13 protein-coding genes are annotated in these 13,845 nt (G+C 70.0%); all 13 read right to left on the bottom strand.

What is annotated here, in order from left to right; genetic code table 11:
- Window positions 1-11 precede the first annotated feature (11 nt).
- The 13 genes from ACIBK0_RS36605 to ACIBK0_RS36545 all read right to left on the bottom strand — a co-directional run bounded on the left by ACIBK0_RS36605 (window position 12) and on the right by ACIBK0_RS36545 (window position 13,670).
- Window positions 12-953: a glutaminase gene (locus ACIBK0_RS36605; protein ID WP_399089452.1), complete on the bottom strand. Its 942-nt coding sequence runs from the start codon at window positions 951-953 to the stop codon at window positions 12-14.
- 135 nt (window positions 954-1,088) lie between these two features.
- Window positions 1,089-2,501 carry an aspartate ammonia-lyase gene (gene aspA / locus ACIBK0_RS36600; protein ID WP_399089449.1) on the bottom strand — a complete coding sequence of 471 codons (1,413 nt, stop codon included), beginning with the start codon at window positions 2,499-2,501 and terminating at the stop codon, window positions 1,089-1,091.
- Between the two features lie 33 nt (window positions 2,502-2,534).
- A complete protein-coding gene (locus ACIBK0_RS36595) occupies window positions 2,535-3,554 on the bottom strand; it encodes an asparaginase (protein WP_399089649.1) in 1,020 nt (339 codons plus the stop codon).
- Window positions 3,555-3,562: 8 nt separating this feature from the next.
- A complete protein-coding gene (locus ACIBK0_RS36590; protein ID WP_399089446.1) occupies window positions 3,563-5,011 on the bottom strand; it encodes an amino acid permease in 1,449 nt (482 codons plus the stop codon).
- On the bottom strand, window positions 5,008-5,685 hold the full coding sequence (locus ACIBK0_RS36585) for a FadR/GntR family transcriptional regulator (protein WP_399089646.1): 678 nt from the start codon (window positions 5,683-5,685) through the stop codon (window positions 5,008-5,010). Before ACIBK0_RS36585 ends, ACIBK0_RS36590 begins: the two co-directional genes overlap by 4 nt.
- A 212-nt stretch (window positions 5,686-5,897) precedes the next feature.
- Window positions 5,898-6,734, bottom strand: a complete 837-nt coding sequence (locus ACIBK0_RS36580) for an undecaprenyl-diphosphate phosphatase (RefSeq protein ID WP_399089443.1) — start codon at window positions 6,732-6,734, stop codon at window positions 5,898-5,900.
- Between the two features lie 84 nt (window positions 6,735-6,818).
- Entirely contained in the window at window positions 6,819-7,193 is a 375-nt protein-coding gene (crcB, locus tag ACIBK0_RS36575) for a fluoride efflux transporter CrcB (protein WP_399089440.1), read from the bottom strand.
- A complete protein-coding gene (locus ACIBK0_RS36570; RefSeq protein ID WP_399089437.1) occupies window positions 7,190-7,609 on the bottom strand; it encodes a DUF190 domain-containing protein in 420 nt (139 codons plus the stop codon). The genes crcB (ACIBK0_RS36575) and ACIBK0_RS36570 overlap by 4 nt, the downstream gene beginning before the upstream one ends.
- Complete coding sequence (gene crcB, locus ACIBK0_RS36565; protein WP_399089434.1) at window positions 7,606-8,091, bottom strand: fluoride efflux transporter CrcB; 486 nt, start codon at window positions 8,089-8,091, stop codon at window positions 7,606-7,608. The genes ACIBK0_RS36570 and crcB (ACIBK0_RS36565) overlap by 4 nt, the downstream gene beginning before the upstream one ends.
- A 307-nt stretch (window positions 8,092-8,398) precedes the next feature.
- The gene (locus ACIBK0_RS36560; RefSeq protein WP_399089431.1) at window positions 8,399-9,379 is read right to left on the bottom strand and encodes an SMP-30/gluconolactonase/LRE family protein; all 981 of its coding nucleotides are present in this window, start codon (window positions 9,377-9,379) and stop codon (window positions 8,399-8,401) included.
- 31 nt (window positions 9,380-9,410) lie between these two features.
- Window positions 9,411-9,698, bottom strand: a complete 288-nt coding sequence (locus ACIBK0_RS36555) for an ArsR family transcriptional regulator (RefSeq protein ID WP_399089428.1) — start codon at window positions 9,696-9,698, stop codon at window positions 9,411-9,413.
- Between the two features lie 168 nt (window positions 9,699-9,866).
- Complete coding sequence (locus ACIBK0_RS36550) at window positions 9,867-11,426, bottom strand: glycosyl hydrolase 53 family protein (protein WP_399089425.1); 1,560 nt, start codon at window positions 11,424-11,426, stop codon at window positions 9,867-9,869.
- Window positions 11,427-11,648: 222 nt separating this feature from the next.
- Entirely contained in the window at window positions 11,649-13,670 is a 2,022-nt protein-coding gene (locus ACIBK0_RS36545; RefSeq protein WP_399089422.1) for a beta-galactosidase, read from the bottom strand.
- Window positions 13,671-13,845: the final 175 nt, after the last annotated feature.

Below are 13,845 nucleotides of genomic sequence, written 5' to 3'. Positions count from 1 at the left end.
GAAAGAGCCACTCAGAACACCGACACCCCTGTCAGTGTCGTGAAGCGGTCCAGGGCCGCCACCCCCGCCACCGAGTTGCCCCGCTGATCCAGGCCGGGACTCCAGACGCACAGCGTGCAGCGGCCGGGCACCACCGCGATGATGCCGCCGCCCACCCCGCTCTTGCCGGGCAGGCCCACGCGGTACGCGAAGTCGCCGGCCGCGTCGTACGTCCCGCAGGTGAGCATGACCGCGTTGACCTGCTTGGCCTGGCTCTGGGTGAGCAGCCGGGAGCCGTCGGCGCGGATGCCGTGCCGGGCCAGGAAACCGGTGGCGAGTGCCAGGTCGGCGCAGGACGCCTCGATCGAGCACTGCCGGAAATACTGGTCGAGGAGCACCGGTACCGGGTTGTCGATGTTGCCGTACGACGCCATGAAGTGGCCGAGCGCGGCGTTGCGGTCGCCGTGCGCGGCCTCGGAGGCGGCGACGTCCCTGTCGAAGGTGAGCTGCGGATTGCCGCTCTCGGCGCGCAGGAACTCCAGGAGCGTGCCCGCCGCGTCACCCGTCCGGGTCTGCAGCCGGTCGGTGACGACGAGGGCGCCCGCGTTGATGAAGGGGTTGCGCGGAATACCGTTCTCGTACTCCAACTGGACCAGGGAGTTGAAGGGGTTGCCGGAGGGCTCGCGGCCGACGTGCTCCCAGAGTTCGTCGCCCTCGCGGGCCAGGTCGAGGGCGAGGGTGAAGACCTTGGTGATGGACTGCGTGGAGAACGGCTGCCGCCAGTCCCCCACGCCGTACACCGTGCCGTCGAGCTCCGCGACGGCCATGCCGAAGCGGCGCGGGTCGCAGGCGGCGAGCGCCGGGATGTAGTCGGCGGGCCGCCCGCGCCCCGGCGTCTGCGCGATCTCGGTGGCGATGCGCTCCAGGACCGGCTGGAAGGTGAAGGAGGACGGAGAGGCGGACATGATCACCATTCTGCCGCCAGGCCGGTCGCGCTGCCCAATGGCTGCCCGGGCGACGTGGTGGCGCTGCTCACCGGCCGTTCGGCCGAGGTGGACCCGCTGCTCGTCGCCCGATCGATCGGCGCGGTCGCGCCACCCGTCGGCCGGTCAGGAAGGTACCGGGGCACTGCCCGCGACCACCTCGGGCCGCAGCAGCTCGGCGAGCCGCTCGGCAGGCAACAGCCCCTTCTCCAGGACGAGTTCGGCCACTCCGCGGCCGCTCGCGAGGGCTTCCTTCGCGATGTCGGTGGCCGCCGTGTACCCGATGTGCGGGTTGAGCGCGGTCACCAGCCCGATGGAGTTCTCCACGGCGGCGCGCAGTTCCTCGGTGTTCGCCGTGATGCCCGCGACGCACCGCTCGGCGAGGGTCAGACAGGCGGTCCGCAGGTGGGTGATGGACTCGGACAGGGAGTGCAGGATGATCGGCTCGAAGGCGTTGAGCTGGAGTTGACCGGCTTCCGCGGCCATGGTGATGGTGACGTCGTTGCCGATCACCTCGAAGGCGACCTGGTTGACCACTTCGGGGATGACCGGGTTGACCTTGCCGGGCATGATGCTCGAACCCGCCTGCACCGGCGGCAGGTTGATCTCGTTGAGGCCCGCGCGCGGCCCGGAGGACAGCAGCCGCAGGTCGTTGCAGCTCTTGGAGAGCTTGACCGCGATCCGCTTGAGCACACCCGACATCTGGACGAAAGCACCGCAGTCCTGAGTCGCCTCGACCAGGTTGGCGGCGGTGACCAGCGGCAGCCCCGTGATGTCCGCGAGGTGGCGGCGCGCCGACTCGGCGTATCCGGCGGGGGCGTTGAGCCCGGTCCCGATGGCGGTGGCACCGAGGTTGATCTCGTGGATCAGCTCGACGGCCTCGGCGAGCCGGCTGCGGTCCTCGTCCAGCATCACCGCGAACGCCGAGAACTCCTGCCCCAGCGTCATGGGCACCGCGTCCTGGAGCTGCGTACGCCCCATCTTCAGTACGTCGCGGAACTCGACGGCCTTGGCCGCGAACGCGTCCTGGAGCACGGCCATCGCCTTGAGCAGCCCGCGCACCGCGAAGACGGTGGCGACCTTGACGGCGGTCGGGTAGACGTCGTTGGTGGACTGGCCGAGGTTGACGTCCTCGTTGGGGTGAAGGTGCGGGTAGTCGCCCTTGTCATGGCCGAGGAGTTCCAACGCCCGGTTGGCGACGACCTCGTTGGCGTTCATGTTCGTCGAGGTGCCGGCACCGCCCTGGATGACGTCGACGACGAACTGCTCGTGCAGTTTGCCGTCCCGGATCTCCCGGCAGGCCTCGACGATGGCGACGGCCTTGCGGGGCTCGAGGAGCCCGAGTTCCTCATTCGCGCGGGCGGCGGCCTCCTTGACGGCGGCGAGGGCGTCGATCAGGTGCGGGTAGGCGGAGATCGGGGTGCCGGTGATGGGGAAGTTCTCCGTGGCGCGCAGGGTGTGGATGCCCCAGTACGCGTCGGCGGGGACGTCGCGGTCTCCGAGCAGGTCGTGTTCGCTGCGGTGGGCTGCGGCGGTCATATCGGTGAGGGTCTTCTTTCGGAAGGGGGTGAGTCAGGCGTACGTGGGGTGTGTGAGGGAATCGAGGGCTGGGGCCGGCCGGATGTGCCCGACCACCGCGCCGCCCCCGAGGAGCGGCGCGCCCGCGAACTCGGCGAGCGCCGCCGGGTCGACCCCGCAGCGAGCGAGGGCGGCCGCGGCCACCGGGACGCGTGCCCGGTCGGCACCGTCCGCGATCTTCACGGCGACGGCCCGGCCGTCCGGCAACGCCGCGACCTGCACGCCTTCGAAGCCGTCCTTGGTGAGCAGCCCCGGCACGGCCCGCATCAGCGCGGCGACGTCGCGGCCGGACCCGGAGGCCATCTCGGCGTGCTCGCGCATCGAGTCGGCGACCCGCGCCTCGGGGGTGCCCGGCGCGGCGGTGGTGATCCGGGCGGCGGCGCGGGCGAGCCCGTGCAGCGAGACGGAGAACAGGGGCGCGCCGCAGCCGTCGACGGTCACCCGGGCGATGGCCTGTCCGGTGAGGTCCTCGACGATCTCCGCGATGGCCTGCTGGAGCGGGTGCGCCGGGTCGAGGTAGTCGTCGAGCGACCACCCGTTGAGGTGGGCCGTGTACAGCATGGCCGCGTGCTTGCCGGAGCAGTTCTGGGCGAGTTGGGAGGGCATACGTCCGTCGCGCACCCAGGCCTCGCGTACCACAGGGTCGAACGGCAGGTCGGCGACATTGCGCAGCCGGTCCTCCGGCAGTCCCGCCAGCTCCAGGATCCGCCGCGTCCCGGCGAGATGCCGTTCCTCGCCGGAGTGGCTGGCCGCGGTCAGCGAGAGCAGCTCGCCCTCCAGCGGCAGCCCGGCCCGCAGCATGGCCACGGCCTGGACGGGCTTGAGCGCCGAGCGCGGGTAGAAGGCCGCCTCGATGTCCCCGATCTGCAGCTCTACGGTGCCGTCGGCGGCCAGCACCACCACCGAGCCGTAGTGGATGCCTTCGACGACGCCGCCGCGTACGAGCCGGGCGACGGGCGCGTGCAGGGGTTCCCGGATCACCGGGGCCGCGGTGACCGAACTGCCATAGGCCATGGCCGGGTTCACGCGTCTGCTCCGTCGCGTATCCCGGCGACCCGACGGCGCACTCCGTACCAACCCGCGACGAGCGCGGTCACGATCAGGGGGAGGCACAGCACGGTCGTGCGGCCCGCTCCCCCGTCGGCGTACATCAGCGCGAGCACGGAGACGAGGAAGCCGATGGTGACGATCTCGGTCCAGGGCGAGCCGGGCAGGCGGTAGCTCGGGCTGGACAGCTCCCCGTTCTGGGTCTTCCGCCAGAACAGCAGGTGACAGAGCATGATCATGCCCCAGGTGGCGAGGATGCCGATCGCCGCGAAGTTGAGCACGATCTCGAAGGCGTCTGCGGGCACCACGAAGTTGAGGCCGACACCGAGGACGCAGATGCCGCTGGTGAGCAGGATGCCGCCGTACGGGACCTGGCTGCGGCTCATCACCCCGGTGAACTTCGGCGCCGAGCCGGACATCGCCATCGAGCGCAGGATGCGGCCGGTGGAGTACAGGCCGGAGTTGAGGGACGACATGGCGGCGGTGAGGACGACGAGGTTCATGACGCCGCCCGCGGCCGGGATGCCGATGTGGGACAGCACGGTGACGAAGGGGCTCTGGTCCGCGCTGTACTTGCTCCAGGGCAGCAGCATCGACAGGAGGACCACGGAGCCGACGTAGAACAGTCCGACGCGCCACATGATCGAGTTGATGGCCTTCGGCATGATCTTCTCGGGGTTCGCGGTCTCGCCCGCCGCGACGCCGACCAGCTCGACAGAGGCGTAGGCGAAGACGACGCCCTGGATGATCAGCAGCATCGGCAGCAGACCGTTGGGGAAGATGCCGCCGTTGTCGGTGATCAGGGACGGGCCCGGGTTGTGGCCGTCGACGGGGTGCTGGGTGACCAGCAGGAAGATGCCGATGAGCATGAAGACGACAAGAGCGCTGACCTTGATGATCGCGAACCAGAACTCCAGTTCGCCGAACATGCGCACGGATATCAGGTTCACCGTGAGGACGACCGCGAGCGCGATGAGCGCGATCACCCACTGCGGGATGTCGGAGAACATGCCCCAGTAGTGGGTGTAGACGGCCACGGCGGTGATGTCGGCGATCCCGGTGGTGGCCCAGTTCAGGAAGTACATCCAGCCCGCGACGTACGCGCCCTTCTCGCCCAGGAACTCACGGGCGTACGACACGAAGGCGCCGGACGAGGGCCGGTACAGGACAAGTTCGCCGAGGGCGCGGACGACAAGGAAGGCGAACAGGCCGCAGACGGCGTAGGCGACGAAGAGGGAGGGCCCGGCGTCGGAGAGGCGGCCGCCTGCGCCGAGGAAGAGGCCGGTGCCGATGGCACCGCCGATGGCGATCATGTTGACATGCCGGGACTTCAGCGACTTGCTGTAGCCGGCGTCTCCGGCGTCGATGTGCGCGGCCGGCTTCGCCGACGATGGGGCCTCTTGCTGGAGGGACTGCTCGCTCACGCCTCGGGTCCGCCTTCCGTGGGGGTGTCCGTGTGCGCGGGGCGCACGATGTCGGTGAGGGTGGTCTCCACGCGGTCGAGGTGATGGGACATCGCCTCCACCGCGTCGTGTTCACTGCCGTCGATCAGCGCCTCGACGATCGCCCGGTGCTCGCGGTTGGACTGCTCGCGCCGGCCGCCGAGTTCGTTCAGGAACGCCGACTGGCGGGCCAGCGCGTCCCGGATCTCCTCGATGACCCGGCGGAAGACCGGGTTCTGGGACGCCTCGGCCACAGCGATGTGGAAGACCGTGTCCATCGCGACCCACGCCGTGGTGTCGGTCTCCCGCTCCATCCGCTCCAGCAGATGGGCCAGCTGGTCGAGGTTCTCCGGGCTGCGGCGCACCGCCGCGTACCCGGCGACGGGGATCTCGACGTGGCGGCGCACTTCGAGCAGGTCACTCGCCGCGTAGTCGCCGAAGGTGGGGTCCTCGACCGTGTTGGCGATCACGAAGGTGCCCTTGCCGGTACGGGACACGGTCAGGCCCATGACCTGCAGGGCCCGCAGCGCCTCGCGGAGCACGGGGCGGCTGACTTCGAGTCGGCGGCAGAGCTCCGCCTCGGAGGGGAGCTTGTCGCCGATGGCGTACTCGCCGCGCTCGATGGCGCCGCGGAGGTGGGTGAGTACCGCTTCCATGGCGCTGACGCGCCGCGGTACCGAGCCACCTGTCTGGCTGTCTGACAGGTTCACGGAGGTGATCCTCCGGGTGACCGGAGGGGGCTGTCAAGGGCGGCGAAAAGAAAAATTCAGGGGGCGTGAAGCCTGAAAACCGGCTTTACGCCCCCTGTGATCAGCGGTTTCTGTGCCCGGCTGACCGCTTCAGCCGTTTCCGCGATCAGTCGACCGCCTCAGCTGTCGAGGACTCCGGTGGCCAGCAGCCCGAACAGCGCCACGCCGATGACGACCCGGTAGATCACGAACGCGTTGAAGGAGTGCTTGGCGACGAACTTCAGCAGCCAGGCGATCGAGCCGTACGCGACCACGAAGGAGACAAGGGTGCCGACGGCCAGCGGGGCGGCGCCCACGCCCGTGCCCAGGGCATCCTTCAGTTCGTACAGACCGGCGCCGGTCAGCGCGGGGATGCCGAGGAAGAAGGACAGCCGGGTGGCCGCGACCCGGTCCAGGTCGAGGATGAGCGCCGTGGACATGGTGGCGCCGGAGCGCGAGAAACCCGGGAAGAGCAGGGCGAGGATCTGGGAGCTGCCGACCAGCATCGCGTCCTTGAACGAGGTGTCGTCCTCACCGCGCTTGTGCCGGCCCATCTGGTCCGCCGCCCACATCACACCACTGCCGACGATCAGCGAAGCTGCGACCACCCACAGCGAGGCGAGCGGGCCCTCGATGAGCGGCTTCGCCGCCAGGCCCACGACCACGATCGGGATGGTCGCGTAGATGACCCACCAGGCGAACTTGTAGTCGTGGTGGTGACGCTCCTCCTTGTCGCGCAGGCCGCGCCCCCAGGCGGAGACGATCCGCACGATGTCCTTGAAGAAGTACACGAGCACGGCGGCGATCGCGCCGACCTGGATGACCGCGGAGAAGCCGACGACGGCGTTGTCGTCGACAGGGATGCCCATCAGCCCTTCGGTGATCTTGAGATGGCCGGTGGAGGAGACGGGGAGGAACTCGGTCACCCCCTCGACGGCTCCGAGGACGACGGCCTGACCGACGTTGATGACGCTCATGGGATCCAGTTCTGAGGAGTTGGTCGACAGTGCTGTAGACGGTGCTGGGGGACAGTCTTACCTATACGCGCGGACGCCCGGCGCCTAGGCCCCCAAAGCTTGCGCAAACGAGACCCCGGCGAACGCCGCACCCAGGCCGGCCGTCACGCTGAGGACCACGTTGGCGGTGGCGTAGAACGCCGCGCCGGTCTCGGCCAGCCGCAGCGTCTCGTACGAGAACGTCGAGTACGTGGTCAGCGCCCCGCACAGGCCCGTGCCGATCAGCAGCTGCAGGTGCGGGGAGGCGTGGCCCGCCGAGGCCGCGCCGGTGAGGAGCCCCAGGACCAGAGAGCCTGTCACATTGACGACGAGGGTGCCCCAGGGGAAGACCGTGTCGTGTTTCATCTGCACCGCCCGGTCGGTCAGATAGCGCAGTGGCGCGCCGACCGCGGCGCCGATGATCACCAGCAGCCAGTTCACAACGACTTCTCACCTTTCCCGGCCGCGTCGGCTGTCCCCTCCGCGGCGTCGGGGCCGTGGCCGGTTTCCTCGGAGGCGCCGCCCCGTCCGACATACCGGATGACCTCGCACTCGTCGAGGATCACCAGCCCCTCGGTGACGAGTTCGTCGAGCTTCGGCAGGAAGGCCCGTACGCGCTCCTCGGTGTCCACGATCACGATGGCCACCGGGAGGTCCTCACTCAGCGAAAGCAGCCGCGAGGTGTGGATCAGGGAGGAGGCGCCGAAGCCCTCGATGCCCCGGAAGACACTGGCGCCCGCGAGGCCGGCCGCGTGGGCGCGGTGCACGATCTCCGTGTAGAGCGGCTTGCGGTGCCAGGTGTCGTTCTCGCCGATGAAGATCGTTACCCGCAGGGCGCTGCCTGTCAGCCTCGTCATCGCTTCCTCCATGCCAGGGCACGGCGTACCGCCGTCACCGCGAGCCACACTGCCGCGAGCGCCGCGAAGAGGGTCGCGGCGAGGTAGCCGAGCCCGGTCCCGGGGTGGCCCGCGTCGAGAAGTTTCTGGATGTCGACGGCGTATGTCGAGAAGGTGGTGAATCCGCCGAGCACGCCGGTGCCGAAGAAGGGCCGGACCAGCCGGTGGGCCGCCCACACATCGGTGATGACGACCATGAAGGCGCCGATCACGGCACAGCCGACGACATTGACCCAGAAAATGGCCCAGGGAAATCCGCCCTCCTGCACGGGCCACAGCTGCGCCGCTGCGTAGCGTGCCGTGGCGCCGACGGCGCCGCCGAGCGCGACCATCGCGACGACGGATCCCTGGCCGTGCCAGGGAGACGCCGCCTTCCGCGTGGGCAGGCGGACAGGGGCCGGGGTGTCGGGTTCGTCGACCCGCTCTGGGTGCGGGACTGTCATGTACGTACTTCTCCTACTCGCCGGGCCCCGGGCGCCGGGGCGCACGTCATCGCAAGTAGGGACCGTTGGCGGCAGCCTTGCCGCGGTTCGGGTACGGCGGGCCCCACCGCCGCGCCGCGACACAAGATCGCGGCCGGTGAACAGGGTAACGCCGGGGGTCCCGGCCGCGCACATTCGGCTCAGCCCGTGACCGCCGGCCGGGCACACCGGCTCCCTTCGCGACGACCGGTCGGGGGCAGCGGCTCCCTTCGCGACGACCGGTCGGGGGCAGCGGCTCCCTCCGCGAGGGCCGGCCGGCCGCATCGACTCAGTCCGCGGCAGCGGGGAGGTCGCACACGGCGATCCCCCGTTCCCAGATGCTCCCCAGGACCAGTCGGCCATCGGCCTCGCAGGCGCTGGTGACCATGCGGAACCGTGCGCGGCGGCGTTCGAGGTGATGGAGGACACGGCCCTCGTCGTCGACCGCGACGACCCCGGCGGTGCCCGGGGGACGGAACGGCGCGCGCACCGCGAGGCGGGCGGCGGTATGCCGCAGCGCGGGGCCCCGGCGGTGGAGGAGTTCCAGGGCGGCGACGCGCGGTCCGGCCAGCGCGACCCAGATCGGTCCGCCGGGAGCGCGCCAGAGGTTGTCGGGCTGACCGGGCAGATCGTCCACGAAGGTCTCGCCGCGGCCCTGCTTCGGCCCGGCGAGCCAGTAACGGGTGAGGCGCCGCTCGCCGGTCTCCGCGACGACGAGGAAGGACTCGTCCGCGGCGGGTGCGAGGCCGTTGGCGAACTGCAGCCCTTCCAGGAGCACTTCGGGTTCCTCCTCCCCCGGCGCGAGGCGCAGCAGGCGGCCGGTTCCGGTGTGCTCGACGAGGTCGCCGATCCACTGCTCCAGGGGGTAACTCCGGCTGGAGACGGTGAAGTAGAGCGTGCCGTCCGACAGTGCGACCACGTTGCTGCAAAAACGCAGGGGTTCGCCGCCCACCGTGTCGGCGAGGACGCGCACGATGCCGTCGTCGAGCCCGATCCGCAGCAGTCCACGCCGGGCGTCGCAGACCAACAGGCCCTCGTCCGGGAGGAGTTCGAGACCCAAGGGCCGGCCGCCCGTCTCCGCGAGCACCCGGACGCGGGTGCGGTCAGGATCGCCGATTCCCTCCACGCGCACGATGCGGCCGTCCTCCAGGCCGGTCAGCACCCGGCCCCGGGAGTCGGCCACCACGTCCTCCGGGCCACGGCCGTCGAGCGTGACGAGGCGCCGGGCTACGAGCGGGGTGGGGCGGCCGGTGGCGCGCGAGTGAACCATGGGTGCCTCCTGCGGTCGGTGGGCCACGCCGTTACCAGCCCTTCTCGAAGAAGTGCGCGACCTCGGCGATCCGCCATTCGTCGCGCCGGTAGAAGGTCCGGCGTCTGATCTTCTTGGCCCGCAGCAGACCGACCCCGGTGAGCAGGTCGAGATGCGTGCGCGCCACGGCGCGGCTCACACCGAGCTTGGCGGCGAGGGCTTCCGGGCTGACACCGTCCTCGATGAGATCGCCGTGGCGCTGCGGTGGGAAGTGCGCGGCGGGGTCCCGCAGCCACTCCAGAATGTCCAGGCGTCGCCCACTGACGGGAACCTTCAGCATCTCGTCCCCCTCCGAACCGGTGGTCTCCCGCTACTGTCCCGCAGCCCGGGGCGGCACGCACGGGCTTCCGCGACCCTGGCCGGGCCCGAACGGGTAGAGCTCCGCGGGCCGAACGGCCCCGGGGGCGCTTCGGGCCCGGCCGCCGGGGCAGCCGGGCCCTCAGGGAGCTCAGCGGTGACTGAACACCGACATGGCTGGAAGCGCCTTGTCGTCGAAGCCGAACAGGGCCTGGTTCTCCCAGCCGTTGCCCGACGTGGCATCGGTCGGATCCCAGCCGTTGCCGGTGACCGCCGTCCAGGTGGCCTCCCAGTAGAAGACGCCGAGACCCCGGCCGTTGGGGACGGCCTCCACGATGTTCATCACGTCCCGCAGCCAGGCGGTCTGCCCGGCCGTCGAGGCCGGGTAGCCGGAGACCAGCTCACCGGTCGTGTCGATCTGGTTGACGAGCGAGTCGTCGCTGTCCAGACGGAAGGGGTAGGCCGTCTCGGCGACGAACACCGGCTTGCGGTAGCGGGCCGCCGCGTCGTCCAGGGTGGTCTGGAAGTCGTAGAGCGAACCGTGCCAGTAGCCGTAGTACGAGAGCCCGATGGCGTCGAAGTTCACGCCGTTGGCCACCGCGTTGTCGAACCACCAGCGGGTGCCCGTCAGGTCGCCGCCCTTGGCGAGGTGCAGCGCCACCACGGTGGACGAGGAGACCGCCTTGGCCGCGCTGTAGCCGGAGTTCAGCAGTCCGGCGAGCTGCGACCAGTTGTCCGTGGAGCCCTCGGACCACAGCATGCCGCCGTTGATCTCGTTGCCGATCTGCACCATGTCGGCCGTGGTGCCCTGCGACTTCAGCGCGTTCAGCACGTCGTAGGTGTGGTTGTAGACGTCCGTCTTCAACTGGCTGTACGAGTGCCCCGCCCAGGCGGCCGGTTTCGTCTGGGCACCCGGGTCGGCCCAGGTGTCCGAATAGTGGAAGTCGACCAGGAGCTTCATGCCCTGCGCCTTGATGCGCTTGGCCATCGCCAGGACGCGCACCTTGTTGTTGTAGCCGTCGGCCGGGTTCACCCACACCTTGAGGCGGGCGTAGTTCATTCCGGAGGACTTGAGGATGGCGAGCGCGTCACCGGTGGTGCCGGAGCTGGTCCTGTAGACCCCGCCGAGGGCCTCGCTCTTGGCGAGGGAGGAGATGTCGGAGCCCTTGACGGACAGCCCGGTCGTGCCCGAAGTGAACGTCAGGTCGTCGACGTTGATCCAGTTTCCCGCGTTGGCGTCGGAGTAGATGCTGATCGTGCACTGGTTGTTGGTCACCGCGACGGGCACGACGAGGTGGATCCACCCGCTGCTGGAGACCGGCAGGTCGGTGCGCTGCTCGGTACCGCCGCAGTTCTTCAGGGCGAGATAGGCGGAGTTCTGACCGCCGCCCGAGCGCACCCATGCGGTGAGCTTGTAGGTCCCGTTGGTCAGCCCGGAAAGGTACTGGTACGTCTCCACCTTGTACGCGGAGGCCGAGTAGTGAGTCAGGCGGTAACTCCCGCCGTGGCCGCCGGACTCCACGTAGGAGGCGCCGGTGTCTCCGTACTCCGACCAGCCGGTGGGCGTGGCGACGCCGGAGCCGTCGGTCTCGAATCCGGCGTTCGTGAGAGTGCTCGCCGCCTGCGCCGTCTGCGCGGGGAGTGCCGTGAGGGCGAGCCCGGCCGCGAGCGGCAGCAGCAGGGCCCTGAGTGTGCGTCTGGGATGGAACATCTTCGTCCGTCGTCCCTTCAACGTGATGGGGATGGGGGTGCCCCCGCTGTGGAGCCCCTGGGGGCGACCCCTCCGCCCGCGGCTCGTGCGCTCACGCGGGCGGAGGGGAGTCGGCTCCGCCGTGCGGGTCGTGCGACCCGCACGGCGGACATCTGAAAGCAGCTCAGCCGGCGGACATCGGCTCAGCTGTCGCGTCGTACGACCCGCACGGCGGTGATCAGCTCAGCCGTCGAGTCGTACGACCCGCACGGCACCCGCGGGTACCGCGAGGCGGCCCGCGGCGCGTTCGCCCGTCAGGAGCTCGGTGCCGTACGCGTCCAGCGGCACCTTGGCGTCCGACGCGGCGTGGTTGATGGCGAAGACGTACGTGCCCGACTCGCCGGTGCGGCGGACGACTTCGACATCGCGGGGCAGGTCGGTACGCGGAGCGATGCGCGCGTCGTCCAACGCCCAGCCGATCAGGGCGTCCAGACCCTGCGCCCCCAGGCGCGTGGACACGTACCAGGCCGAGCCCTCGCCGAGGCGATGCCGGGTGACGGCCGGGTGGCCCGCGGTGAGTCCGTCGGCGTACGTCCAGACGGTCTCGGCGCCGCGCGGCACCACGAACTCGGTCCATACGTCGCCGGTGAGCTCCGAGCCGTCGGGACCGGTGATCCGCACCAGGTCGCCCTGGAGGAGGGGTGAGAACTCCTCGACGGTCAGGCCGAGTACGTCGCGCAGGGGGCCCGGGTAGGCACCCTCGTGCACGGCGTCGTGCTCGTCGACGATGCCGGAGAAGTACGAGACGACGAGGGTGCCGCCGCTCTCGACGTACTCCTTGAGGTTGGTCCCGGCGGCCTCGGTCATCAGGTAGAGCGCGGGGACGACGACAAGGGGATACGCCGACAAGTCGGCTTCCGGGTGCGCGAAGTCGACCGTGAGGTGGCGGTCGTAGAGCGCCTCGTAGAACGCGTCGGCGCGCTCGCGCGGGTCGTGGTCCTCGCTGGGGCGCCACTGGAGGTTCTGCGCCCACCAGGAGTGCCAGTCCCACAGCACGGCGACGTCGGCGACGGTGCGGGTGCCCTTGAGCGGAGCCAACGAGTCGACGGACGCACCGAGTTCGACGACCTCGCGCCACACCCGGGAGTCGGTGCCCGCGTGCGGCAGCATCGACGAGTGGAACTTCTCGGCGCCGCGCCGGGACTGCCGCCACTGGAAGAACATGGCGCCGTCCGACCCGCGCGCCACGTGCGCGAGGGAGTTGCGGGCCATCTGACCGGGGGCCTTCGCGGGGTTGCGGGCTTGCCAGTTGACGCCCGACGTGGAGTGTTCGAGCAGCAACCAGGGGGCGCCGCCGGCGACCGAGCGAGTGAGGTCGGCGGCCATCGCGAGGTTCACATGGGTGCGGCGGCCGTCGGTGATCAGGTAGTGGTCGTTGGTGACGAGGTCGACCTCGCTGCCCCAGGCCCAGTAGTCGATGGAGTCGCACTGGCTCAGGGCGGTCATGAAGTTGGTGGTGACCGGGATGCCGGGCGCGAGGCGATGCAGGATGTCCCGCTCGGCCACGAAGTTCTCGCGCATGGTCTCGTCGGCGAAGCGCTTGTAGTCGAGGGCCTGGGTCGGGTTGCCGACGGTCGGGGTCACGCGCGGCGGGTTGACCTGGTCGAAGCCCGCGTACCGCTGGCCCCAGAAGGCAGTCCCCCAGGCCTCGTTGAGCGCCTCGATCGTCCCGTACGTCCGGGTCAGCCAGCGTCGGAAGTGGGCGGCGCAGGACTCGCAGTAGCAGGCCGAGACGGGAACGCCGTACTCGTTGTGGACGTGCCACAGCGCGAGCGCGGGATGGTCGGCGTACCGAGTGGCGAGCCGTGTGGTGATGTTCGCGGCGGCGGCGCGGTAGTCGGTGTTGCTGTGGCAGATGGCGGCGCGTGAGCCGAACTCGTAGCGGGTGCCGTCCGCGGCGACGGGCAGCGCGTCGGGGTGCTCGCGGTAGAACCAGGCGGGCGGCGCCACGGTCGGTGTACCGAGGTCGGCGCGTATGCCGTTCTCGTGCAGCAGGTCGAGCAGGCGGTCGAGCCAGCCGAAGTCGTAGCTGCCCCGCACCGGTTCCAGCAGCGCCCAGGAGAAGATCCCGACGCTCACCATCGTGACGCCGGCCTCGCGCATCAGCCGGACGTCCTCGCGCCAGACGCTTTCCGGCCACTGCTCGGGGTTGTAGTCCCCACCGAAGGCGAGCCTGGTGAGGCCCCTGGGGGTGGTCTCCGGCATGGATCTCTCCCGACGTGTCGATCATTTGGGAACGTGCACACACAGCGCCAGCGGCGCGATCCCAACATAACCGCACAGCAACAACCATTGACAAGTGTCCGGGATGTTTCTCTACTGTGAACGCTCACAGAAGCATGGCAGGTCTTCGCAGCAGGCGAAGACCCTGGTCAGGGGA

It is taken from the genome of Streptomyces sp. NPDC050564, from assembly GCF_044457265.1.
Taxonomy (GTDB): domain Bacteria; phylum Actinomycetota; class Actinomycetes; order Streptomycetales; family Streptomycetaceae; genus Streptomyces.
This window is presented reverse-complemented; position numbering and strand designations above follow the sequence as displayed.